The 23,818-nt window shown below is 71.8% G+C and carries 22 protein-coding genes; 11 read left to right on the forward strand and 11 right to left on the reverse strand.

From position 1 onward, the window contains the following. Window positions 1–59 precede the first annotated feature (59 nt). Both HHX30_RS05460 and HHX30_RS05465 read left to right on the forward strand, forming a co-directional pair. Window positions 60–653, forward strand: a complete 594-nt coding sequence (locus HHX30_RS05460) for a TetR/AcrR family transcriptional regulator (protein ID WP_169980075.1) — start codon at window positions 60–62, stop codon at window positions 651–653. Between the two features lie 280 nt (window positions 654–933). Continuing rightward, window positions 934–1,251, forward strand: a complete 318-nt coding sequence (locus tag HHX30_RS05465) for a recombinase family protein (protein WP_311922112.1) — start codon at window positions 934–936, stop codon at window positions 1,249–1,251. Window positions 1,252–1,386: 135 nt separating this feature from the next. Here the strand turns inward: HHX30_RS05465 and HHX30_RS05470 are convergent, their stop codons facing one another. Then, window positions 1,387–1,731, reverse strand: a complete 345-nt coding sequence (locus HHX30_RS05470) for a hypothetical protein (protein ID WP_169980077.1) — start codon at window positions 1,729–1,731, stop codon at window positions 1,387–1,389. Window positions 1,732–2,297: 566 nt separating this feature from the next. Between HHX30_RS05470 and HHX30_RS05475 the strand changes: the two genes are divergently transcribed. The 4 genes from HHX30_RS05475 to HHX30_RS05490 all read left to right on the forward strand — a co-directional run bounded on the left by HHX30_RS05475 (window position 2,298) and on the right by HHX30_RS05490 (window position 6,404). Further along, window positions 2,298–3,508 (forward strand): IS3 family transposase gene (locus HHX30_RS05475; protein ID WP_169980685.1). Its coding sequence is split into 2 segments (ribosomal slippage): window positions 2,298–2,607 and window positions 2,607–3,508, totalling 1,212 coding nucleotides; the frame shifts between segments, so codons are not numbered across the junction. Window positions 3,509–4,193: 685 nt separating this feature from the next. Then, entirely contained in the window at window positions 4,194–4,382 is a 189-nt protein-coding gene (locus tag HHX30_RS05480; RefSeq protein WP_211591624.1) for a hypothetical protein, read from the forward strand. 55 nt (window positions 4,383–4,437) lie between these two features. Beyond that, window positions 4,438–5,406 carry a hypothetical protein gene (locus tag HHX30_RS05485; RefSeq protein ID WP_169980079.1) on the forward strand — a complete coding sequence of 323 codons (969 nt, stop codon included), beginning with the start codon at window positions 4,438–4,440 and terminating at the stop codon, window positions 5,404–5,406. A 92-nt stretch (window positions 5,407–5,498) separates the two neighbouring features. Beyond that, window positions 5,499–6,404: a hypothetical protein gene (locus tag HHX30_RS05490; protein ID WP_169980080.1), complete on the forward strand. Its 906-nt coding sequence runs from the start codon at window positions 5,499–5,501 to the stop codon at window positions 6,402–6,404. 110 nt (window positions 6,405–6,514) lie between these two features. Here HHX30_RS05490 and HHX30_RS05495 read toward each other — a convergent pair whose 3' ends face one another. Then, the gene (locus tag HHX30_RS05495) at window positions 6,515–7,300 is read right to left on the reverse strand and encodes a diiron oxygenase (protein ID WP_249349709.1); all 786 of its coding nucleotides are present in this window, start codon (window positions 7,298–7,300) and stop codon (window positions 6,515–6,517) included. A gap of 198 nt (window positions 7,301–7,498) precedes the next feature. On the opposite strand from HHX30_RS05495, the gene HHX30_RS05500 reads away from it, so the two are divergent. Then, complete coding sequence (locus HHX30_RS05500; RefSeq protein ID WP_169980082.1) at window positions 7,499–8,692, forward strand: FAD-dependent oxidoreductase; 1,194 nt, start codon at window positions 7,499–7,501, stop codon at window positions 8,690–8,692. Between the two features lie 20 nt (window positions 8,693–8,712). Here HHX30_RS05500 and HHX30_RS05505 read toward each other — a convergent pair whose 3' ends face one another. The 5 genes from HHX30_RS05505 to HHX30_RS05525 are packed head-to-tail and all read right to left on the reverse strand — an operon-like array spanning window position 8,713 to window position 14,350. After that, a complete protein-coding gene (locus tag HHX30_RS05505) occupies window positions 8,713–9,693 on the reverse strand; it encodes a phosphatidylserine/phosphatidylglycerophosphate/cardiolipin synthase family protein (RefSeq protein WP_169980084.1) in 981 nt (326 codons plus the stop codon). Between the two features lie 2 nt (window positions 9,694–9,695). Further along, window positions 9,696–10,628, reverse strand: coding sequence for an SCO2521 family protein (locus tag HHX30_RS05510; protein WP_169980086.1), 933 nt, complete (start codon window positions 10,626–10,628; stop codon window positions 9,696–9,698). Window positions 10,629–10,645: 17 nt separating this feature from the next. After that, on the reverse strand, window positions 10,646–11,602 hold the full coding sequence (locus tag HHX30_RS05515; protein ID WP_211591625.1) for an SCO2522 family protein: 957 nt from the start codon (window positions 11,600–11,602) through the stop codon (window positions 10,646–10,648). Then, entirely contained in the window at window positions 11,599–12,513 is a 915-nt protein-coding gene (locus tag HHX30_RS05520; RefSeq protein WP_169980088.1) for an SCO2523 family variant P-loop protein, read from the reverse strand. Before HHX30_RS05520 ends, HHX30_RS05515 begins: the two co-directional genes overlap by 4 nt. 1 nt (window position 12,514) lies before the next feature. Continuing rightward, complete coding sequence (locus HHX30_RS05525) at window positions 12,515–14,350, reverse strand: SCO2524 family protein (protein ID WP_169980090.1); 1,836 nt, start codon at window positions 14,348–14,350, stop codon at window positions 12,515–12,517. 311 nt (window positions 14,351–14,661) lie between these two features. Here HHX30_RS05525 and HHX30_RS05530 point away from each other — a divergent pair, with 311 nt between their 5' ends. Next, window positions 14,662–15,714: a 2-hydroxyacid dehydrogenase gene (locus tag HHX30_RS05530; protein ID WP_169980092.1), complete on the forward strand. Its 1,053-nt coding sequence runs from the start codon at window positions 14,662–14,664 to the stop codon at window positions 15,712–15,714. A gap of 104 nt (window positions 15,715–15,818) precedes the next feature. Beyond that, on the forward strand, window positions 15,819–17,474 hold the full coding sequence (locus HHX30_RS05535) for a thiamine pyrophosphate-binding protein (protein WP_211591626.1): 1,656 nt from the start codon (window positions 15,819–15,821) through the stop codon (window positions 17,472–17,474). Window positions 17,475–17,487: 13 nt separating this feature from the next. On the opposite strand, the gene HHX30_RS05540 is transcribed toward HHX30_RS05535, so the two are convergent. From HHX30_RS05540 to HHX30_RS05555, 4 genes are all read right to left on the reverse strand, one after another. Then, window positions 17,488–18,813 (reverse strand): HAMP domain-containing sensor histidine kinase, encoded by a 1,326-nt coding sequence (locus HHX30_RS05540; RefSeq protein ID WP_311922114.1) that lies wholly within the window; start codon window positions 18,811–18,813, stop codon window positions 17,488–17,490. 192 nt (window positions 18,814–19,005) lie between these two features. Beyond that, complete coding sequence (locus HHX30_RS05545) at window positions 19,006–19,890, reverse strand: GNAT family N-acetyltransferase (protein WP_311922115.1); 885 nt, start codon at window positions 19,888–19,890, stop codon at window positions 19,006–19,008. Further along, entirely contained in the window at window positions 19,887–21,065 is a 1,179-nt protein-coding gene (locus tag HHX30_RS05550; RefSeq protein ID WP_311922116.1) for a M20/M25/M40 family metallo-hydrolase, read from the reverse strand. Before HHX30_RS05550 ends, HHX30_RS05545 begins: the two co-directional genes overlap by 4 nt. Window positions 21,066–21,067: 2 nt before the next feature. After that, complete coding sequence (locus HHX30_RS05555) at window positions 21,068–22,126, reverse strand: dipeptidase (RefSeq protein WP_311922118.1); 1,059 nt, start codon at window positions 22,124–22,126, stop codon at window positions 21,068–21,070. Between the two features lie 85 nt (window positions 22,127–22,211). Between HHX30_RS05555 and HHX30_RS05560 the strand changes: the two genes are divergently transcribed. Together HHX30_RS05560 and HHX30_RS05565 are read left to right on the forward strand one after the other, a co-directional pair. Further along, a complete protein-coding gene (locus HHX30_RS05560; RefSeq protein WP_169980094.1) occupies window positions 22,212–23,063 on the forward strand; it encodes a Nif3-like dinuclear metal center hexameric protein in 852 nt (283 codons plus the stop codon). Window positions 23,064–23,073: 10 nt separating this feature from the next. Continuing rightward, window positions 23,074–23,814: a zinc ribbon domain-containing protein gene (locus tag HHX30_RS05565; RefSeq protein ID WP_169980096.1), complete on the forward strand. Its 741-nt coding sequence runs from the start codon at window positions 23,074–23,076 to the stop codon at window positions 23,812–23,814. Window positions 23,815–23,818 lie beyond the last annotated feature (4 nt).

Below are 23,818 nucleotides of genomic sequence, written 5' to 3' on the forward strand. Positions count from 1 at the left end.
CTATATCGAGACTACCTTTACTGTCAATATTCTTAGTGTTCGGGTGTAGAGTATGCGCCATGGTGGATGCAGCGACGGCGGGCCGACGTGAGCGCAAGAAGGCGGCGACGCGGGCGGCGATATTGGAGGCGGCGACGACGCTTTTCCTTGCACGCGGCTTCGATGCGGTGACTGTGCGCGAGATCGCAGATGCGGCCGATGTGTCGCCCAAGACGGTCTTCACACACTTCCCACACAAGGAGGCGCTTGTCTTCAGTGACGAAGGTGAGCGGCATGAACGCCTGATTGCTGCGGTGAGTGGCCGCATGGCGGGGACCTCGATCTCCGACGCGCTGAAGGCCCACTACCTCTCCGAAATCGCCGCGCTCAAATCCGAGCCGCAGAGTCAAATACTCGCTCTCATGGAGGAGACGCCGGCTCTGGTCGACTACGCGGAGAAGATGTGGTTGCGCCACGAGGATGCCTTGGTCGCGGCGATGACCGAGGAATTCGGGCTGGAGGAGCCAAGCGAAGAGATCCGCTTCTACGTCCGGTTTGCCCTGCAGATTCAGCTCATGGCCATCCGTGAGCCCGATCCAGCGGCGGCCATCGATGTGGGGTTCCACCTTCTCGATAAGGGGTGGGCGCCCTACGACGAGGCCGGAGGGGGATAAGCGCAGCCGCAAGGGGTCGTGAGCCGCCGCCATCCGGGCAGCTGAGGAGAGTCTCTAGGCCATGGCCTCACGTCGCGGCGGCACCCCATCGGGCCCGCCGCTCCGGCATCGTGGCCAGGGCGCCGAGGGCCTCTTTCTCCGGGCCGTCGATGCGGCGGATGTTGGCGAGTTGCCGGTCGCGAGACTGGCCGGATTAACCTTCTCTGGACCTCAAGTGCCCGAAAGGGCCGATAATCTCGCCCGACGAGCAACGGCGCGAAAGTGATTGGGTCGGTCGTCGGTGGCGAGCTTGCCACTGATCTTCTCCTCGAAGACCTTCCAGCAGATGGGATCGAGGGCGTCGTGCTGCCGCTGCGTGTTCTGCTTGTTGAACGCGCTGTCCTACATCCGCGACGGCGACGTGCTGACCGTCCAGGAGGTCGACCGGCTCGGCCGCAATCTCCTGGAAGGGCTGATCGTCCTCAACGACCTGTTCCAGCGCGGCGTCGGCGTCAAGGTGCTGGAGGGCATCGCCGCCGGCGAGCACACCGAACGGTCGCTGATCCTCGACCTGGCCCTGGCCCTGGCCGAGGACCCGCACGTCCGCCAGGCGCAATAGCAGATCGCGCGCCACCTCCCTCTCGGCCACCGGCAGCGCCGCGTAGACCCGCTCGGGCGGATCTTCCCCCTGGTCCCGGGGGTCTCGTCCCCGGACCGGGTGTGGGATCGCCTCGCCGGGATCCGGCGGTGGTCGTCAGCGCCTTCCCGGCGACGGAGGGAGAAGGGCGACCTGATAGCGGTCGCGGTAGGCCACCCGGGAGCCGGGGGCGTTCTTGACGCGGATCACCCGTACGGTGTGACCCGCCTCGCGCAGCTCGGCCCAGTGGGCCCGGCCGTACACGCGCCAGCCCTCCTCGGTGTACCAGAACCGGACCCGGCGGTTGTTCAGCGGCGGCAGGCGCAGCCCATCCAGCGAGGAGCACGGACCGCCCGACGCCCACGCCCCGCGCAGCCGCGTGCCCGAGGGCCGCTCGTCGTCGCGGGGGATGTCCGCGTCCACCCAGCTCGTGATCGTATCTGCCAGGATCCGGTAGAGCATGCTGGCACCTCCCACCCCAAGGATGGGCCGGATTGTCGGCGGTGACCAGGGTGCGGAGCCTCAGGCGGAGTACGGGCACTCGCGGTGAGCCTGGCACACCAGCCTCTGGCGATCTCGGGCGCCTGGAGGCCCACCGCGCGGCCGGTGCCCGGGATGGAGCTATCCTCGCCTGCCGGACCGATGCTCATGCTCGGGCCGACGCCGCTGGCAGTCGCCAGCATGGCGTGGGCGAGCAGCCCTTCGACCAACGCGTAGGGTCCCTGGGGGTAGGCGTCCCGCGCGGCCAGCGCGGGCCATCGGTCGCCGATAGCGCCAGATGTGGCACCCGGGGTCGGTTCGAGGCTGCTGAAGAAGGTCGGTCGTTCGACGCTGGCCTGCCGCACGGCACCTCGGCGCTCGCCCCGTAGACCCTCTACCGACCCGCAGCCGCCATTCGCATCGGCTACGCCCGCTGTATCGAGGCAGCGCCTCGCCAACCTTGGGGCAGGGCGCGAAGGGGCCCTCCCCCCGAGGTGTGGACACCTTGAGTGCCAGATCATGGAGATCTGGAGACCGAGGAGTTCCTGGTGGTCATGAAGGTCTACCCGCCTGAGTTCAAAGCCGACGCGGTCGCGCTGTATCTGTCGGACCCGGCCCGGACGATCACGTCGGTGGCCCGGGATCTGGGGATCAGCCGGGAGACGCTGCGGTTGTGGGTGCGCCAGGCCCAGGCGGCGGGCACCGCGCCGGCGAAGGAGAGGCCGGTGCCCAAGCGCTCGCAGGCCCCGCTACCGTCAAGCGACGTGGAAGAGGAGAACAAGCAGCTCAAGGCCCGGATCCGGGAACTGGAGCTGGAGCGCGACATCCTGCGCCGGGCGGCCAAGTATTTCGCCGGAGAGACCAACTGGTGAGTCGCTTCCAGTTCGTCGCCGACCACGCGAGCGCCTTCGGCGTCAAGCGACTGTGCCGCGTCCTGGCCCTGTCCCGCTCGGGGTACTACCGCTGGCGCGCCGCCGCACCCGCCCGGGCGGCCCGCGCCGCCGCCGACGCCGAGCTCGCGAATCGGATCAGGACCATCCACACCGAGTTCGACGGGACCTACGGCAGCCCCCGCATCACCGCCGAGCTGCGCCAGGACGGGGCGCGCGTCAACCACAAGCGGGTGGAGCGGGTGATGCGCACCCACGGCATCGTCGGGCTTCACCTGCGCAGAAAGGTCCGCACGACCGTGCCGCAGCCGGCGGCCCAGGCGGTGCCCGACCTGCTCAAGCGGGACTTCACCGCAGCCGGGCCGAACCAGCGCTACGTCGGCGACATCACCTATCTGCCGTTGGCCGAGGGCCGGTTCCTGTATCTGGCCACGGTGATCGACCTGCACTCGCGGCGGCTTGCCGGCTGGTCGATCGCCGATCACATGCGCACCACCCTGGTGACCGACGCGCTGCACGCCGCGGCCGCCACCAGGGGCGGCGCCCTGACCGGGGCGATCTTCCACAGCGACCACGGGTCGCAATACACCTGTGCCGAGTTCGCCGCCGTGTGCCGGCAGCTCGGGGTGCGCCAGTCCATGGGCGCGGTCGGCACCAGCGCGGACAACGCTGCCGCCGAGGCACTCAACGCCACCCTCAAGCGGGAGACCCTTCAAGGCGCCAGGTGCTGGCCCTCCGCCCGAGAGGCCCGGCTGGCCGTCTTCGCCTGGATCACCCGCTACAACACCCGAAGGAAGCATTCGAGCCTGGGGTACCTCAGCCCCATCGACTACGAGCAGCAGCCCGATAAGGTGCTGATCGCCGCATAACAGCCGGTGTCCACACATCGGGGGAACCCCCCAAGCGACAGCGCTAGGATCATCGGCCCCGCAGGGAGCCGCCAGGGCGCCGCGAAGGGCGGCGAGATCACCATTAGGGGCCGCGGGCCGAACATACGTGAGCCCCCGCCCTGCGGGGGCTCACGGGGCGAACCGCCGATCAGTAGTAGTGGCGGGTGACCTCCCTGCGGCGCACGAATAGTCGGTAGATCCACAGGCCGAACCACACGAAGCCCCACAGGCCGCATGTGCAGATGGTCGGTACGAGGTGGAACACGTGCGACTTGGCCGATAGGCCCGGTGCTTGGTCACGCTTTTGCGCGGCATCGGCGGGTGCTGGGGGTACGGCTGGGGCGGATACGGCTGCTGCCCGTAGGGCTGGGGCTGGTAAGGCTGCTGAGGGTGCCCATAGGGCTGCTGATTGGGCGGATAGGGGGGCTGGCCCATGACATTGCTCTCCGTGCCTCGCGGATGATCGTTTGGAGCGTAGCAATCACGGCCGCAGATCAACTGGAACACCGAAATTTCCTGATGTGCCCCGGTCCGCCGCTGGGCAGCAGCGGTGGTGCCTCATGCGGAAAGGTCACGAGTCGACTCCGGCATGTCGTGGCCCGCCATGATCCGCGACGGCCTGGCCATGAAGCACGGCAAGGAGCTGAGCTGGTAGCAGGTGCTGATGGCCGCCAGCACTCCGGTGCTGCTCAAGCCGGCCATGGTGGACGGCCGCCCGGACCTCGGCGTCATGGCGTCCGGCCAGGTCGTCGCGCTCATCGACGACCTGCCCACGTGCGAGGAGCTGATTGACTCCATCGTCACCCAGGCCGCCGCCGTCCTACGCGGCCTCGGCCGCTTTGTCTCTGACTGATTCCGTTTCCGGTAGGGATCTTGAGGCCGGTCTGGTGCAGACACAGGATGGACACGTGCCGGAACCGATCATCGATCCCGAGGTGCCCGAGCGTCAGCGCAGGCTCCTGATGAGCGACGCCGACGTGCTGTGTCCGCCCGGTGCTCCGCCGGGAAATCCGCCGTTCGGCGGGCGCACCCTCCGAGACGCCGGGCTCTGCCTGTCATACGCACCGGTGTGGACGCTCCTGCCCGCTGTGATGGGCCGGTTCTACGGCGGCGCCGTCATGTGGGCGGGGCTGGCCGCGCAGGCCGTGCTGGCGGGTCTGGCCGTGGGCTCGATCGCATGGGGCCCGGGGCTGGGGGCGTTCCTTCTGCTGTGCGGGTGTCTCATGCCGGTCGTCTTCGGCGTGCTGCTGTGGCGGTGCGGGGAAGGGCCCGCCGCGCGGCTCGCCCAGACTCTGCACGGGCGGTACGTACGCCCGCAGGACCTCGGCAACGCGTCGGCCGATCTGCTGGAGCGGGCGCGGGAAGCGGTCGGGGCGGTGCTCGGATCGGAGGTGAACCGGTCTGGGCTGCTCGACGACGTCCGCAACGCGGTCACGCTGCCCACCCAGCTCTGGGAGATTGCCCTCACGCTCGCCCAGGTGGAGGCGTTGCGGGCCGAGCACGAGGCCGTGCCGCACCGGGAGGACGGCAGGATCGCCGACATGCTCGGCGCACAGGCACAGGCCCTCGACCTGGCGACCGAGGCGGTGAGCCGGCGCGTCGCCGCGCTGGAGGAGTACGCCGCCCAGGCCGCCGCCGCCGACGAGGCGCTGCGGCAGTGGGAGACGGCGCGCCGGCTGTCGGCGCGCAGTGAGGCGTACCGGGAGCTCCTTGCGCGGACCGTCAGGGACGAACTGGCCGTCGCCCAGTTAGCCGGGCTTACGGAGGAGGCGCGCAGGGTGGAGGAGGTGCTGCGCGCCAGCGTACGCCGTGCGCGCAGAGCGGGGCTCGCCCTGGCCCCGGGACCCGCGGCCGACGGGCTGGCGGAGGCGAGCTGATGCCGTACTCGCGTGAAGGCCACCGGATGCGCGCCCCCATGCCCGGCTGGGTCAGCGGCCTGGGTGCCGCCATCTTGCTCTGCTATGGCGCCGTGTTCGCTGTCGGTTCGGCGGCCCGCGTGGCGCCTCCGGTCACCGTGAGCTATCTGATCGACGGCGACGGGCGTGCCGACGTCGCCCTGGAACTGTCTGGAGGTCGCCAGGAGGAGCTGAAGGACGTCAGTCTGCCGCTCCGCCGGGACGTCGACGTCCATCCCGGTCAGCCGGTGTCCGTGATCGCCACGGGCGTGGGCGGCCTCCTGGTCCGCTGCGAGATGCAGATCAAGGGCGAGACCGTCTCTGCGGACATCAACCACATCGCGTCGTGTGGCGCGACGCCCGGCGATCCGTCGACCTACCGGCCGGTACCCCTGGGACCGGCGATGGAACTTGCGCAGAACGACAACATCATGAAGCTGCCGCGCTATCCGGGCAAGTCGTCCCCGGTGATCGGACGGCTCACCGATCGCGCGGCGGGGCTGTCCTACGCCCGGCTGGGCGGCGGGTGGGCGTCGCCGAGCCGGGAGCAGCAGCAGGGCGTCGCCGGGCGGACGCTCAGCCTGTGGGTGGAGTCCCGGCCGGAGCGGGGCTGGTTCGCCCTGTACGGCTCCGACCGGCTGAGCCCGGAGCTGCTTGCCCGCTACCAAGGCGAGCGCAGGCTCTTCCAGGCGGCCATGGCCCAGATGGAAGCCTTCACCTGGATCTACTCGCCTGACACCATCTTCGTGGACCTGGTCTCGCAGCCGCTGACCGTGGACGGCCATGAAGCATGGGTGCTCGTCCGGCAGACCAGGATGGGCGCCAAGGCGGACACGACGATCCGAAGCGAGCTGCAGATCCTGGTCCTGATCGACACCGGGAAGGAACGGCCCGCCTACCTCTACGTCAAGATGCCCGACCCCGCGCACGACTACCTGCCGGACGTCAACCGTCTCATCTCCTCGATCCGCGTGCTGTGACCCCGCGTCATCCGGCGAGTGGGGTCATCTCCCGGGCCTGGTGGTCCGCGGGGGAGCTCCACGCCGTGTGCAGGGCGCGGGCCCTGCGGATCAGCACGTTGGGGTCGTACTCATCTGTGTAGGCGCTCGCGCCGCGCGACAAATCTACGTTGTAAAGTTGTAGGTGGTCTCGTCTTGGTGTAGCGCCAGCCGGTGGTGCTCTTCTCCCGTGAGACCAGGTAGTGACGGGCGAAGGAGATGTGCCACGCCTCCTCCGCCACGTGGATGCGCATGATCGTCTCTTCGAGCGGATGCCGGATCCGCCCGCTCTTCAGCGTCGCGCGCTGCACGTGGTCGATCGGGTCCTCGCCGCCCAGCACGAAGACGAAGAACAGCTCGGTGGAGATCAGCGGAATCCACGGCACCACCTGGGCGAGCAGGCTGAGCGGGCCGGGCATGCCGCGGATGGGGAGCTTCGTGCGGTTCACGAACTCCTGGAACATCATCCCGTGATGACCCTCTTCGATCATCTCGTGGTAGACGTACCGGAACTCGGGGGAGGCGTTCGGCAGCCGGTAGGCGTAGTTGAGCAGCCCGCGCTTGAGCAGGTTCTCGAACTGCAGCCCGATCTTCATGGCGGTCGCCACCCGCCAGAGCCCGATGCGCGCCCTGACCTCCGGCGGCTGCGCGAGGTACCAGGGGTGGCCGCCCAGCCTGTCGGCCGGCGGCAGTTCCCACCGCGGGTCGGTCCGGTCCACGTGGAACTCGGGGTCGTCCCAGGGGATGTCGACGTACGGCTCCCAGTGCTTGTCGACCGAGGCCTTCGACAGGCGTTCGATGACGGCCTCGTACGCGCTCCGGTCGGCGACGTGCTCGTCCTTCTCGCTGGTCGCGGTGGTCTTCGGCGCGGCGGACATGCGGCCCTCCCTTCCGGCGCCGTAATTGTACGGCTCATCCAATAACTCGGGAAGGGGTTGGCGTGTCGCGACTCGGCGGATTTCCCGGCCGGCAAGATTCCGTCGCGGTACAGTTCGGCGAGGTCACCGGTGTGTGGCCTTCTTGAACGGCCCTGCCTCGCCTACTGTCGAAGCGAGGACGGCGAACTGGGAGCCCGCGTGCCTGAGACCTGCGACGTCGTGATCATCGGTGGTGGCGTGATCGGCTGCGCCATCGCGCACCGGCTGGCCGCGCGGGGCACGAGCGTGGTGCTCGTGGACGCCGGGCAGCGTCTCGGGCTCGGCGCCTCCGACGGCGCGATGGGCGGCATCCTGACCCAGACGGAGCCCTCCTGCCTCGGCCCGCTCAGCGACGTCATCAAGCGCAGCCGCGACATGTATACGGAATGGCTGGAGGAGATCCACGCGGCCTCCGGCGTCGAGGTCCCGGTGCTGGACGGCGGCGACATCCAGGTGGCGCTGGACGAGGCCGAGATGGAGCGCCTGGAGTCCACGGTGCTGCCGCAGTGGAAGAACTCGCCGTTCGCCGTCGAGCGGCTGACGGCGGCCGACGCCAGGCGCCTCGAACCGCTGCTGAGCGAGCGCGTCGTCGGCGGCTTTCTACTGCCGGAGGAGCTCGCGCTCGACCCGCGGGTGCTCATGACCGCCCTGGCGGGAGCCGTGCTGTCGGACCGTACGCCGATCCGGGTGCTGAACGCGGTGTACGCCACCGGCCTGCGGACCGGGCCCGCCGGTGTCGAGGTGGACCTCCACGACGGCCGCCGGGTGTCCGCGGAGACGGCCGTGGTCGCGGCCGGCCACCTGAGCGGGGTCTTCCTGCCCCGCCATCGCGCGCACCTGTTTCCCATCAAGGGCGTGGCCTTCGACGTCCGCCCGCCCGGGGCGGTCACCTACCCGCTGCGCCACCACGTCTTCGCGGAGATCAGGCAGGACGGCCGGGAGTACTTCCCCTATCTCGTCCCGCGGTACGACGGCAGGGTGGCGGTAGGCGTCACCTACGAGGAGAACGTGGGGGACGTGACGGTGACCCCCGAGGCGATCGAGGAGATCCGGCGGGGCGTCGCCGCCCTCATGCCCACCGCGGCCACCTGGCCGATCGGCCGGCGGTGGGCCGGACTGCGACCGGGCAGCGCCGACCACATGCCCATCCTCGGCCACGTGGACGACCACGGACGCGTCGTGGCGGCCACCGGCCACAGCGGCCTCGGCATCACGCTCGCCCCCGTCACGGCGGAGCTGGTGGCGGCCCTGGTCGCGGGGACCGTCGGCGCGAAGGAGCGGGAACTGCTCGCCGTCTGCCGTCCCGACCGCCCCTTCCCCCCGGCGCCGCCGGTGCCTGACGTCGTTGTCTGAAGCGCCCGGCCTGCTTCCGGTTAGGCCGCGGGTGTCGCCGCGTCCCACAGTTCGCCGAACCGCTCGACCCGCTCCCGCACCCTCTCCTGGTCCCGTACGAGGATCGTGCTGTGGATCACCGGGGCGATGCCGTCGCCGACCTGAGGGGCGGGGTTGGACTCGTAGTAGACGACCCCGTCGAACAGGATGAAGTCCGACAGCGAGCCGCGCAGCAGGGGCGGCGCGTCGGTGAGGAGGAGCGTGCGCACCTCGATCCCGACAGTGGTCTGCCACTTCCACACCCGGCGGAACGCCTCGGAGTCGAGCCGCTCGGAACGATCCACGACGAACAGCCGGCGCACCCGCACCCCGCGCTGGACGAGGTCGCGCTGGAGCCGGACGTAGCGCTGCCCGAGGTCGGTGTGCCAGAAGCCGCTCCCGAACTCGGTGTCGCGGGCGTCCACGCTGGTGAGGCTGATCGCGTCGAGACTGATCCGCGTGTTGCGCGCGAGCGCGAGCAGCCAGTCGCGGTCCTCGCCCTCGTACAACGCGTACCTGCCGTCGGACAGCTCGCCGAGGAACTTGGCCATCCGGGTGACCTCGTGGTGGACCAGGTTCTTGACGAGGTCGGGCATGTCGTCGCGGATCTTGGCGGCGTTCTGCACCAGCTCGGCCACGCCCCTGGTCTCCAGCGCGGACATCTCCACGACGCCGAACAGCTTGCTCGCCTCGTTGATCTTGGAGAAGCTGTCGGCCACCAGATTGTGGGTCTTCGTGTGCTGCCTGCGCTGCTCCTGCAGCACGGTCTCGAGCTGGTCGTCCACGTCCGCGAGGAACTGCACGACGAAGACGACGCCGCTGATGAACGTCGCGAGCAGCAGGCTCCACAGGTCCTCGTTCTCGCTGTTGATGAGCGCGTTGCTCACGAGGTAGCTCACCCCGCCCACGAGCACCGTCACGAGGGCCTTGCGCACGATCCTCGGGACCAGCGCGTGCGACGGCTCGGGCGTTTCTCCGGTCATGGTCACCTCCGTCCGGTTTCGGCGGACGCACTGAGCAGGGCCAGGGTGTTCATCGCGACCTGGTCGCGGACCCGGTCGACCAGGGAGCGCCACTGCCGGGTGAACCCCGGCCGCCGCTCCAGGCTGTCCCAGAACGGCGTCAGCCACTCCTCGACCCGGGCGGCGGGCATCCACAGGTGCAGCAGGTGGTCGATGGCGGGCGCGAGGCGGGCCACCGCCGCAGCCCCCGGCGTCGTCCCGATCCGCGCCCGCTCGACGATGACCAGCAGCGACGTCAGCAGCCAGTCGTGCGTCGCCAGGTCCTCGCACAGGTCGACCACGGCGGGGGTGAACGGGCCGGGGTGCGTCAGGCGCAGGGTCCGCTCCTGCTCGGTGTGCAGGGTGAAGCGGATCGACGGCTCGCCGGTCTCGGCCACCCACCGCAGGCTCGTACGCGGGATCTTGAAGGGGGCCCGCCGGTCCAGCAGCGGGGAGGCCTGCACGAGGTCGAGGAAGCGCCCGCTGACGGCTGCGAGGTCGAGGCAGGCACCGTCGGGGCGGCCGGGCGCGGGGTCGCCGGTGAATCCTTCGGCGAGGTCGGCCGCCTTCGCCTTCCCCAGGACCTCCACGACGCCCGGCCGCGCGAGGTAGTGCGACCAGGGCAGCCTGCGGTCGGCCTCAGAGCGCACCACCCTGACGTACGACGAGCCCTGGGCCACCCGGCCGCCGGTCACCGCGCAGCGGGACACGACCGTGCCCACGCCCCTGACACGGGAACGGGAGGCGGCGGGCAGCGTGCAGTCCACCCCGGTCAGCCGCTCGGGCGACAGAGCGTGGACGATGGGACGACGGGAGACCCGCACGGTCTCCCCGGCCGTGATCCCGAGCACCTGACGGCACGTCGACTCGGAGATCTCCCCGGAGTTCTGCAGCAGCCCGGTGTGGACTTCCCCCATCACCAGCATCGGGCCCCTCAGACGAAGACGTAGGAGATGCGGTCGACGAGCTCCTCTTCGAGCCGGACTCCCTCGCCCTCGCTCCGGCCGGCGACCTGCCGCAGGACCTCGTCGTCCACCGCGACCTGGCTCAGGATCGTCCGTACGGCCAGCTCGACGGGCAGGAACCGGGGGGAGAGGACGGACAGCGTGGTGTACGCGCTGAACGGCGCGGCCTGGGGGTCGAGCCGGACCACCGCGGGCAGTTCGTCCCAGTCGCGGGGCCAGCCGCCGTCCAGGGTCACCGGAGGGAGCGGCACCCGGCCGTCGCTGCGCAGCAGCCCCAGCCGCAGGAGCTGCCAGACGGCCGCGAGAAAGGGGCACGACCAGGTGCGCCGCGGCCCCCTCTCGTCCCACAGCTCGACGTCCACGAAGATCGAGTGGCCGCGCTTGGCGTTCTGCGCGGGCGGCTCCCACGGCCGGGCCTTCCCCATCGCCTGCACGGGCGCGGTGCGGGGCGAGCGGGAGCCGTTGCACAGCCAGCCCGTCTCCTTCACCGGCGGGCGCGACCCGTCGGTCTCCGGCGGCGGGTCGTCGACGAGCCGGTCCTCCACCAGCCGGGCCAGCTCGACGCCATCGGATTGCGCGCAGGCGGACTCGCGGGCCAGGTAGTCGATGGTCAGGTCGTGCTCGGCCGCCGCCTCGAGGACCATCGGCACCAGCTCGGCGGGAGTGCTGAAGCGGCTGAAGTAGTCGTCCACGAGAAAGCAGGTGCTCACCCGGGCCCGGCCCCCGGGCACCCGCTCACGCCATAAGGAGCGGACCGTTGCGAGCCACGGCGCGACCTTGCGGAACTGCTCGCGCAGCCGGGCCGGACCCGCCTCGAAGTCCTCCATGTAGAGGTGCCCGAGCTCGACGGACACGTGGGAGAGGGGGACGGAGGCGATCCTGCGCTCGGCCGCCACCTCGCCGAACGTCGCGTGCACCGGCGTCACAGGCCCTCCCACGCGTTGTCGTCGACGATCTTCTTGGCCAGCTCGTCGAACGCGGCGGCGGTCTCCGCGTTCGCGATCTTGCTGGCGAGCACGTCCTCGTCGGTGATGAGCTGCTCGCGCCACTGGAGGACCGGATCCAGCGGGATCTTGCCGAGCATGGCGGTACGGCCGACGCTGTGGCGGCCGGCCAGCTCGCGCAGCTCGCTGTCGCACGCGCTCAGCCAGGCCCGCTGCTCGTCGCGCAGCCCGACGAGCTCCGCCGAGTCCGGTTCGAGCACGGCCGTGCGCACGTAGCGGATGCGGTCACGCAGGTCGTCGGCGTCATGGCCGAACCTGGTGCCGACGTCGAGCAGCCCGTCCGCGCCGGTGACGAGCCCGGCGGCCGCGATGATGTGCTGACGCGTCCAGCGGTGGAAGACCAGCCACCGGAACGGGACGGCCGGCATCCGCACGGTCGCCGCCAGGACCAGTTCGGCGGTGAACGACCGGCCGGCGCTGACGTCGATCATGCAGAGGTCGAACTCCTCCTCCAGCCGCCCGAACAGCTGGACGCAGCGGCCGATGATCTCGTCGGTGAGGGCCGACAGCTCGCCGCCGCCCTCGCTGCCCGGAAGCAGCACGAGCCGTCCCGCGCCGGGCGGGCGCGTGCGCAGCCCCTCGCGGTCGGACTCGGCCCACACGTCCACACGCCGCGGCTGCGGGCACTCGCCCCGCAGGTATTCGTGCAGGCCGTTCTGCCGGGTGCCGCGGGCCACCCCGCTCACGCTGAAGATGGCTCCGGCGGTCGGCGAGCCGAAGTCGAAGTCCAGGTAACAGACGTCGTTGCCCTGCAGGGCGTGCCGGTACACGATGTTGGTGCCGGTGACCGAGCGCCCGGTCCCGCCCTTGTCCGAGATCGCGAAGACGAGCAATTCAGATCGCCTCCGACGCGCTGTCGCGGGCGGCGGCGAGCCGTTCGAGGTCGAGGAGCGCGCTGTTGATCAGTGCCTGCGCGGTCGCGGGGCGGTCGCTGACGATGACCCTGGCCCGCTGCAGCGAGGCCTGGATCGTGCGGAGCTTCGGCTGGATCGTCTGCCCGGCCACCAGCGGCCGGGTGACCAGCTCCTGGTCCAGCAGGTGCTCGGCCTCTCCGAGCATCTGGTAGGCCAGCTCGACGAGCTGGGGGCTGCGCAGTGGCGGCTCCCCGCTGGACGTCGCGGCGGACACGAGGAACTCGACGACGCGCTCGCTGAAGTACCACGACGGATCCTCGTCGCGCGCCTGGATGTCGGCGAAGACGTTGCCGGGCTGGTCCCACAGGCCGGCGGCCGGGCCGTCCGCGTGGCGGCGCAGCATGATGTGCCGCCAGATCTGGTCGGCGAGGGCGACCAGCCGCTCGCGCATCCGCGTGTTCTGCGCGATGGAGGCGGCCCAGATGGTGCGTTTGAGCAGCGTGATGGCGAAGTCGGAGACGACCCAGACCAGGTGGGGGCCGAGCGCGTCGCTGCCGTGGAGATTGATCGGGACGCCGGGGGAGTGCATGAGCACGGGCGGGTCGCCCGGCACGGCCCTGCGGATGATCCTGGCGCGGATGGCCAGCTCCTCCAGCACGGCGGCGACCCGGCCGAGGTCCAGGTCGGCCGCCCGGTTGTTGACCAGGCTCTGCACCACCATGGCGGTGACGCCGAGGCTGTAGTAGTCCGACTCCTTCTCGTCCACCGTCCGCCAGGGGATGTCCTCCAGCGGCCAGGTGCCCCGCCCGTACGTCGCGATCGTGCGCCAGTAGGACTGGGTGAGGTCCCAGCGGCGCTGGATGGCCTGGGCGAGGGTGATCTGGTCGTCGTTGAGCAGGCTCAGGACGCGGGTGCGGGAGGTGAACAGGTCGGCGATGCCGACGAGGGCGTTGACCGTGAAGTAGAGGAACGGCGTGTCGGCGGCCACGCCCTTGGGCTGGGGCCCGATGTCGAGCGGGGTGACGATGTCGGGGGCGTCCTTCACGATGCCCCACGTCCAGCCGCACTCGAACAGCAGGTTCTCGTTGTCCAGGTCGACCTGGCTGCCCGAGCCGATGGTCAGGTCCCGCAGACCGGCCCGTACGGGCCGCAGCTCGCGCCGCAGGTCGTCGAGCACCCGGCGGGTGGGCGCGCCGGTCTGGTTGACGGTGCGCAGCAGCGCGCGGCCGGCCGTGGAGCCGGGGTCGAACGCGTTGACCGTGAAGCTGCGCAGCAGGCCCGCCATCGCGGCCGACAGCCGCTTGCTGGCCAGGTCCTCCAGCTCGCGGATCTCGCGGCGGATGGGCTCGCGCCGCACGCTCTGCCGGAAGACCTTCAGGAAGCCGAGTGTGCCGAGCATGAGCGTGACCGACATCGAGAAGGAGTCGACCACGTCGAGCTGGAGCTGCTCGGGGGCGACCTTCGCCTCGTCGTCCACCGGGCGGAAGTAGCTGCCGCCGGAGAACAGCGGGCGGCCGTCGTCCGCGGTGTACGTGCGCAGGTACTGCCCGATGATCTTGAGCAGCAGCTTGGGGATCTCGACCGCGTCGCCGAGGACGGACAGCGCGGCCAGCACGTCGTCGGCCGTCTCGTCCGGTGTGTCCAGGCGGAAGCCGGGCAGCTCGGAGGCCGGATACATGAAGCACAGGAGCTGCTCGGCGTCGGAGATCGAGTTCGACCCGTCCCGGCCTCCCCACGCCCAGGCGCCGTCCCGGTAGGAGGCGCGCGCGGCCGCCTCCCACAGCTCCAGAAGCTGCTGTCGCGGCTGGAGTTTCATTCGTGGCCCTCTCTGCGCTGCGCCGTCCTTGCCGCGCGCCCTTTCCGTACCGCCGTGGGCGCGGAAACGGACGCACGTGTGGCTGGGCGGGACCGAGGCCGGGGTCCCCCAGACCCTCCCTAGGGGTTTCCTTTTCCGACTCAGGTGGAGACGGAACCACCACAACCCTTATACCATTGGATTCCTGCTCCGTCGCCTGGACCATCCGTGGTATTTCGTACGCCGCCTGGTTGTTGTGATTGGAGAGATACCCCAGAGAAAAACAGACATATATGTCCCAAGTCTGAGAGATATTTGAAATGTCCCAAATCGTGGCTCCAAGGGATATAACGGACTGTCGTCCCGCGCAGCCGCGGCCTGCGGCCGGAGCGGAGTGCGAAGGCGGGACGGTCCTGGTCACGGGGACGGGCATCGACGCGGCGCTGCTGGAGCCGCTCGCCCGGCAGGGACTCACGGTACGGCGGCTCGCGTCGCCGCTGACCGAGGACCAGCTGGCGCGCGAGCTGGTGGGGGCGGTCGCCTACCTGCACGGCGGCGAGGAGCGGGCGACGGCGCGGGCGCTGCGGGAGGCGCGCGAGACGCTGAGGGTCGTGGCCTTCCTCGGGGTGGGCTACGAGAACTTCGTCGACGTCGTGGCGGCCGACCGGCTGGGCATCGCCGTCACGAACACGCCGGGGGCGGCGACCGACGCGGTCGCGACGTTCACGGTCGCGCAGATCGTCAACGCCAACCTCGGCATTCCCCGGCACCTGGGCGACCGGGTCCCCGGCTGGCACGGCTCCGAAGAACTCCCGCACGAGCTCGCCGCCCGCAGCGTCGGCATCATCGGGATGGGCGCGAACGGCCGGCGGATCGCGGAGATCCTGCGCCGGGGCTTCGGCGTCCGCGTGTCCTACTTCAGCCGCACCCGCAGGCCCGACGCCGAGCGCGACCTCGGCATCTCCTACCTGCCCCTGCTCGACCTGGCCGCGGCCAGCGACATCCTCGTGGTCATGGTGCCGGAGACCGGCGAGACCAGGGCGATGGTCGACTCGACGGTGATCGGCCGGATGCCGGAGGGCGCGCTCCTCGTCAACACCGCACGCCCGGCCATCGTCAGCCCCGGCGCCCTGTACGCCGGCCTGGAGAAGGGCCGCGTCGGCATGGCCGTCTTCGACGGTTTCTACGACCCGGAATGCGAGGAGGCCATCGAATTGCGGCGGGATTTCCCCGACCGCCTTCTGATCACCGGGCACATCGCCTCCCACACCGCCGAGGCGATGCACCGGATGGTGCGTCAGGCCGTGAACTCCATCGGGAATGTGCTGACGTACGGATCGGACGAACACGAGGTGGGATCGCGTCCCCGGCCGCGTTTCCGATGACCGGAGGAAAAATCCGGCACGCGGAACGGTAGGGCGGCGCGCGAAAAGGGGAAACCATTTGGGAAACCCAAGAGAAACCCCTCCGCTCTCCCGGGAAGTGATACGTGGACGGCCATGACCCGATCCCCCCGGCGGGGACGATCACGACGCCCACGGGGGCGCGCGCCCTGGTCGAGGCGCTGCGGCTGCACGGCGTCGACACGATCTTCGGCATTCCCGGCACCCACAACCTCGCGATCTACGAGGAGCTCGACCGGGCGGGCGTGCGGTGCGTGACGCCACGGCACGAGCAGGGCGCGGGGTACGCCGCCGACGGGTACGCCAGGGTGACCGGCAGGCCGGGCGTCGTCGTCACCACCACCGGCCCCGGCGTGGTCAACGCGGCCACGGCCCTCGGGCAGGCGTACTCCGACTCCTCCCCGATCCTGCTCGTCTCCCCGGGCGTCCCGACCGGCCATCCTCGCGACGGCCGCGGCTACCTGCACGAGAGCAGGGACCAGTCGCGGGCGATCGACGCGCTGTGCGCCTGGAGCCACCGCGTGACGACCGTGCGGGAGATTCCCGCCGCCGTCGCCCGCGCCTTCGGGCGCTTCGCCGAGGGACGCCCCCGCCCGGTCCACGTCGAGATCCCCTTCGACCTGCTCGACCTGGAGGGGCAGGTCAAGGTCGTCCCGCCGTATCTGATCACGCGCCGCGAGCCCGATCCGGGGGCCCTCGACGCGGCCGCCGGGCTGCTGAAGGCGGCGCGCCACCCGGGTCTCGTGCTCGGCGGCGGTGCGCAGTGCCCGGGCCGGCGGAGCCCGGCCGGCGAGGCCCCGCCGGTGGGGAGCCTGGCGATGCGCCTGGCGGAACGGCTCGGCGCGCGGGTCGTGACCACGGTCAACGGCAAGGGCGCGGTGCCGGAGAGCCACCCGCTGGTGCTCGGCGCCACACTGCACCTGGCGGACGTCCGCCGATGGCTCGCCGCGTGCGACGTCGTGCTGGCCGTCGGCACCGAGCTGGGCCCGGCCGACCTGTGGGACGACGCCTTCGCCCTGTCCGGCCGCCTCGTGCGGATCGACATCGACCCCGGGCAGATGCACGGCGACCACGTGGCCGACGTGGCGATCGTCGCGGACGCGGAGCTCGCCATGCGCGGGCTGGCCGAGCGGCTCGACCGGCAGGGCGTCGTGCCGTGGCCGCGCCGGGAGCGGCATCCCGGCACGGGCCACAGGGCGGAGCTCGAGGAGCTCACCCGCAGATGGTCCGGCCAGCTCGCGGCGCTGCGCCGGGCCCTGCCGCCGGAGACCGTCGTGGTGGGCGACAACTCCATGTTCGTCTACCACGGGGCGCTCGTCGGCATGCCGATGGACCCGCCTGGGCGGTTCCTGTTCCCCACCGGGTTCGGCACGCTGGGCTTCGCGCTGCCGGCCGCCATCGGGGCCAAGCTCGGCCGGCCCGACCTCCCCGTGGTGGCGCTGGCCGGCGACGGGGCCTTCCAGTTCAGCCTGCAGGAGCTGGCCACGGCGGTGCAGCTGGAGCTGAGCCTGCCGGTCGTCGTGTCCGTCAACGGCGGCTTCGGGGAGATCCGCGAGGAGATGCGGGAGCGGGGCATGCGGCCGGTCGCCGTGGACCTGCACGCGCCCGACTTCCCCGCCCTCGCCGCCGCGTACGGCGCGCGGGGCCGCGCCGTCAAGACACCGGGGGAGCTGGAGGAGGCGGTCGCCGACGCCCTGCGCGTTCCGGTGCCCACCGTGATCGTCGTGCCCGAGGAGGAGTAGGGAGTGACGGCGGTCAGCGGGCGGGCGCGAGCGGGAGCCGCACCACGAAACGGGCGCCCCGGTCGCTGTCCTCGATCGTGAGCGTCCCCCCGTGCGCCTGGGCGATCTGGCGGGCGATGGACAGGCCGAGCCCGGTGCCCCCGGCGTCCTTCGACCGGGCGGCGTCGAGCCGGGTGAAGCGCTGGAAGACCAGCTCCCGCTTGTCCGGCGGAATCCCCGCACCGTCGTCGAGCACCTCCAGCACGCCCTTGCCGTCCTCGCGGCGCACGGTCACCGTCAGCGTGGAGGCCGCGTGCCGCTCGCCGTTGTCCAGGAGGTTGTTGAGCAGGCGCGCCAGGGCCATCCGGTTGCCGACCACGATGACGCCGGGTGCCAGGTGCCGCACCATCTCGACCTTGCGCGGCCTGCGGTCGAGCTCACGGGCGGTGAGGCCGCCGAGGTCGGCGGGCTCGCGCCGGGGTGAGGCGCCGGAGTCGAGCCGGGCGAGCTGGAGCAGGTCGGTCACGAGCGCCTGCAGGCGGTCGCAGCTGCCCAGCAGGGCGCGCCCGGTGGCGGGCCAGTCCGCGTCCTCGCTGTGCAGCAGCGCCTCCTCGATCTCCGTGCGCATCGCGGTCAGCGGGCTGCGCAGGTCGTGGGAGGCGTCGGAGGCGAAGCGCCGCTGCCGCTCGACGGCCGTCTCCGCTCGGTCCAGGGTCTGGTTGGCGGTCTCGGCGAGCCGCCGTATCTCGTCGTGGTGCTTCGGCACCGGCACGCGCTGGCTGAGGTCGGTGGCGGTGATCCTGGCCAGCTTGCTCGTGATCGCCTCGACCGGGCCGAGCGCCCTGCGCACGGTCTGGTAGGTGCCGAGCGCGGTCACCCCGACCAGCAGGAGCGAACCGCCGAGGAGCGCCGCCAGCAGCGGGCCGCTGACATACCACGGCACGGGGTCGTCGGCCGCGTAGATCGTCCACAGGCCGCCGCTGTTGTGGAAGCGGAAGGCGACGACGTCCACGCACCGGCCCGGGAACGCCGGGGAGTCGCAGAGCGTCTTGCTCGTCTCCGGGCTCGTCAGCTCCGGCCGGAACGCGGCTATGCGCGGGTGCCCCACGAGGCTGTCGCTGACGGAGACGATCCGGCCGCCGTGGTCGATCACCTGCACCCCGGCCAGGTCCTGATCGAGGAGCACCGGAGGCAGCCGGTCGCGCTTGGCCTGGTAGGCGAGGCGTACGGCGGCGGTCGTGATCTCGTCGGTCCTGTACTGCTCGGCGGTGCCGCGCAGGACGAGGAGGACGAGCAGCACGGCGACGGCGCACAGGAGCGCCATCACCGCGCTCCCCAGCACCGTCAAGCGGATCCGCACCGAGGATCCCCGCCACCCGCTCATCTGATTCCCCCCGGTAATCAGATGATCAATAAGGACTCGTGACCCGCCGCCGGGCCTCCCCACCCGGCTCATCTGGCACGTTACCTCTGCCGGTGATCGCCGCAGTCGCCGGGGACGTCGCTGTCCGGTCCATCCCCGCTCCGCCCCGTACGCGGCGGCGGTGCCGGCTCAACCCGCCGTGGGGTAGCGCCGTCCGACGACGTAGCAACCGCCGGCGAAGCCCGTCACCGGGCGGCCCTCCGCCATCAGCCCGCCCAGCACGTCGCGTACGGCGTGCCGCCACGCCTTGGCCGTCTCCGGAGCGGCGAGGCGCAGGGACTCCACGTCCGCGGGCACGGCGACGAGCACCGCCGGGGCGTCCGTGCCCAGGGCCACCGGCCGCCCGTCCCGCTCGGCGAGCGCGGCCACCGCGCCGTCCGCCCCGGCGGGCCGGTACGGCAGGCCGTCGCACGCCCGCGCCACCCGCGGGTCGTCCAGCCGCCACACCGCGAGGAGGCGGTCGGACTCGTCGCCGGCGTTGACCGCGTCGCCCATCGGCCCGTAGAAGTCGGGCAGGTACTCCTCCGGCAGGGCGGCGAGCTTGGCCAGGTTGAAGTGGGCGTTGCGGCGCACCAGGGGGTCGAAGGTCCAGGTGATCCGGCTCAGGCCGCGCTCCAGGGCCCAGGCCCGCTGGTGCAGCTTGAGCGCGAATCCGGCGCCGGGACGCACGGCCCCGGTCACGTGCGAGTGCAGCGCCCGTCCCGCGGGCGCCGCGAGGAAGGCGACCCCGGCGCCGACGAGTTCCGCACCGTCGAACGCCCCGGCGACGTACCCGCCCGCGTGGGTCAGCGCCCGCATCAACTCCGCCGTGATCGGCGGGTTCCACGGCTCCGGGTGCCAGATGCCGTCGAACAGCCGGACCACCCGCGCGAACTCGGCGATCGTGCGCAGCTCGGCGATCCGCAGGCCGCGGCCCGCGGCGGCCGCGGCCGCCTGATCCCGGGCGACGACGGGGTCCCCCGGGTCCACGGCGCCCGCGCGGTCCTCGCGGTTCACGCGCTCTTCCGGGTTCACGCGGTCTCCCGGGCGGTCCGTCTCGTGTCCCGCGCCGCGCGGTCCGCGTCGTCGCCGGGGCCGATCGGCCCGCCCGACAGCACGTACGCCGCCAGCGCCGCGACCAGGCGGGCGCGGCCCGGCATCTCGGCGACCACGACGTGCTCCCCGGCGGCGTGCGCGCCGCCGCCCACCGCGCCCAGGCCGTCGAGCGTCGGGCAGCCGACGCCGGCGGTGAAGTTGCCGTCCGAGCCGCCGCCGACGGCCGCCCCGCGCAGCGGCGCCATGCCCAGCTCGCGCGCGAGCCGTACGGCGACGTCGAAGAGCCCGGCGGAGGCGGCGGGATCGAGGGGCGGGCGGTTCGGCCCGCCGCGCAGTTCCAGCCGGACACCCGGAGTGAGCGGGGTCAGCGCCCGTATCAGCTCGTCCACCCGCCGCTGCGCCGCCCGGTCGGGCACGCGTACGTCGACGGCCACCCGGCCCCGCGCCGGGACCGTGTTGGTGCTCGTCCCGGCGGTCAGCATGGTGGGCGTCACCGACGTGGCCCCCGCCCTTGACGACGACTCGACCTGGGCCGCGATGCCCGCGATGGCGAGCACCTGGTGGGCCAGCTCGACGCCGGCGTTGGCCCCCAGCTCGGGTTCGAGGCCGGCGTGTGCGGCCCGGCCGTGCACGGTCAGCTCGTACCGCGAGATGCCCTTGCGGGCCGTCTTCAGCGCGCCGCCGTCCGCGCTCGCCTCCAGCACGAACGCGGCGGCGCACCGCGACGCGATCGACTCGATCAGCGGGCGGGAGGTCGGCGAGCCGAGCTCCTCGTCCCCGACGACGAGCACGGTCAGGCCCTCGGGGGACGGCAGCGAGGCGACCGCGTGGAAGAGCTGCACGAGACCGGCCTTCATGTCGAACACGCCGGGCCCCCGCGCCACCCCGTCCCGCACCGACCAGGGGTGCTCGCGCAGGGTGCCGACGGGCCAGACGGTGTCGTGGTGGCCCAGCAGCAGGACCCGCGGGGTGCCGAACGACCAGCGCAGGTGGGTGGCCCCGTCGATCACCAGGGTCTCCGGCTCGGCGCCGAGCAGCCTGCGGCCCAGCGCCCCCACGACGCGGGCGCTGCGCGCCACCGCCTCGTGGTCCGTGGAGTACGACTCGCAGAGCACCAGCTCCTCGAGGTCGGCCAGCATGGCCTCCGGGTCCACCGCTACTGCCGTTCCCGCGCCGTGCGGCCCAGCTCGGCGCGGAACAGGCGCATCACGTTGGCGCCCAGGATCTTCTGGATCTCCTCGTCGGCGAACCCCCGCTTGAGGAGCGCGTCGGTCACCAGCGGAAGTCCGCGCGGGCCCTCCAGGCCGGGGATGGCGGCGTTGGCGTCGATCCCGGAGTAGCTGAAGCCCTCGCAGCACGGCGGGGTGAGGTCCGCGTACACCTCGCGCACGAAGTCGGGGCCGAGACCCACGTGGTCGATGCCGGCGACGCCGGCGATGTGCTCGATGTGGTCCACGAGATGGTCGACCGTGGCCGAGCGGGCGTCCTCGGTGAGGAAAGCGGCGAGGAAGTTCACGCAGACGACGCCGCCGCCCGCGGCGACGCCCCTGAGCTGCTCGTCGGTGAGGTTCCTGTGGTGGTCGCGCAGGGCGCGCGCGGAGGAGTGCGTCGCGATGACGGGCCGGGTCGCGATCTCCAGCACGTGCGCGACGCCCGTGGCGCCCAGGTGCGAGATGTCGAAGAGCATGCCGAGCCGCTCCATCTCGCGCAGCGCCTCGACTCCGTGACTGGTGAGCCTTGAACCGGTGCCGTCCTGGCCGCTGCCGTCGGCGAGAGCCGTACGGCCCCAGTGGGCGATCGAGGCGACGCGGACCCCGAGGCGGTGCAGGGCCGGGATCAGCTCGACGCTCTCGTCGATCCCCGGCATGCTCTCCAGGGCCAGCACCAGGGCGATCCTGCCGAGGGCGAGGGCCTCGTCGATCTGCTGCCCGTCGTGGCACAGCGCCACCGCGTCGGGGTTGCCCTCGGCCAGCACGTGGGCGCACTCGATCATCCGCAGGGTCTGGCGCAGCGCGCCCTCCGGGCGGAACTGGCTCTCCACGAACACGGGCAGCACCTGCACGTCGACCCCGCCCTCGACGAGCTGGGGCAGCCACTGCTCGCGGAAGAACGAGGCCCATGCCGCGGGCGGCCGGGCGGAGACGGCCATGAGCAGGTCGTTGTGGGTGTCGGCGACCACGGACCTGACGTGCAGGCTCTGCTGATCAACGGGCACGCTGGGGATCCTTCCTGGCGGCGGGGCGTCAAAGGGGACGTTACTCTTCCGGGAACGTTCCGCCAGCAGGCTGTAGTGTGCGCGGGTGGAATCGATCTCCTGCACCCTCGCCGAGGTGGTCGAACGCCTGGAGGCGTTGTACGACCCCTCGTGGGCCGAATCCTGGGACGCGGTGGGCCTCGTCTGCGGCGACCCGGAGCAGGCCGTACGGAAGATCCTGTTCGCGGTCGACCCGGTCGCCGTGGTCGTGGACGAGGCCCTCGACTGGGGGGCCGACCTCGTCGTCACCCACCACCCGCTCTACCTGCGCGGCACCACGAGCGTCGCCGCCACGACCTTCAAGGGCCGGGTCGTGCACCGGCTCATCCGCGGCGGCGCCGCGCTCTACGCCGCGCACACCAACGCCGACGTCGCCGACCCCGGGGTCTCCGACGCGCTCGCGCGGGCCGTCGGCCTGACCGGGGACCTGCGGCCCCTCCAGCCCTCCGTCGCCGACCCGCGCCGCGGGCTCGGCCGCGTCGGCGACCTGCCCGCCCCGATGCCGCTGCGGGAGTTCGCCGCGCTGGCCGCATCCGGGCTGCCCCGTACGGCCGGCCCACTGCGGGTCGCGGGCGATCTCGACCGGCCGGTGCGTACGGTCGCCGTCTGCGGCGGCGCGGGCGACTCGCTGCTGGGGACGGCACGGGCCGCGGGCGTGGACGTCTTCCTGACGGCCGACCTGCGGCACCACCCGGCCAGCGAGCACCTGGAGGCGGACGGGCCCGCGCTGGTCGACGCCTCCCATTGGGCCACAGAATGGCCGTGGCTCGCGGACGCCGCCCGGCGTCTGACGTCAGCGCTGGCGGCCGGGGGCATTACTGTTGAGGCGCGCGTCTCCGACGCCGTCACCGACGCCTGGACGGCGACGATCACCGACTTGGACCCCCGAGCATCTTGAGGGATTTGGGATGAAGGCCGCACCGGAAGCACAGAAGCGTCTGCTCGATCTCGCGGAGCTCGACACGAGTCTCGACCGGTTGCGGCACCGCCGCCGCAGCCTGCCGGAGCTCGCCGAGATCGACGAGCTGTCCAAGAGGCTGGCCCGGGTCTCGACGCAGATCATCGCCGCCGAGACCGAGGCCGGCGACCTCGCCCGGGACCAGGCCAAGGCCGAGTCCGACGTCGACGCCGTACGCGTGCGGGTGGACCGGGACACTAAGCGCCTCGACTCCGGGCAGGTCTCCTCGCCGAAGGACCTGGCGAGCCTCCAGTCCGAGATCGTCTCCCTGCGGCGCAGGCAGTCGGACCTGGAGGAGATCGTGCTGGAGATCATGGAACGCCGGGAGACGGCCGACGCCCGGGTCGCCACGCTCAAGTCGGAGCGGGACGAGGTGACCGGCACGTTGCGCGCCGCCGAGGACCGCCGCGACGCGGCGTTCGCGGAGATCGACAAGGAGCACGGCGAGCTGGCCGGCGGCCGGTCCGCGATCACCGCCGACGTCCCGGCCGACGTGCTCGCGCTGTACGAGAAGATGCGCGAGCAGAGTGGCGTCGGCGCCGCCATGCTGCACGGCGGCCGGTGCCTCGGCTGCCGGACGAGCCTGTCGATCGCCGACCTCAACCGCATCCGGGCCGCCGCGCACGACGAGGTGGTCCGCTGCGAGGAGTGCCGCCGGATCCTGGTGCGTACGGCCGAGTCGGGGCTGTGACGGC

This window comes from Microbispora sp. H10836, assembly GCF_012999525.1.
Taxonomy (GTDB): Bacteria; Actinomycetota; Actinomycetes; order Streptosporangiales; family Streptosporangiaceae; genus Microbispora.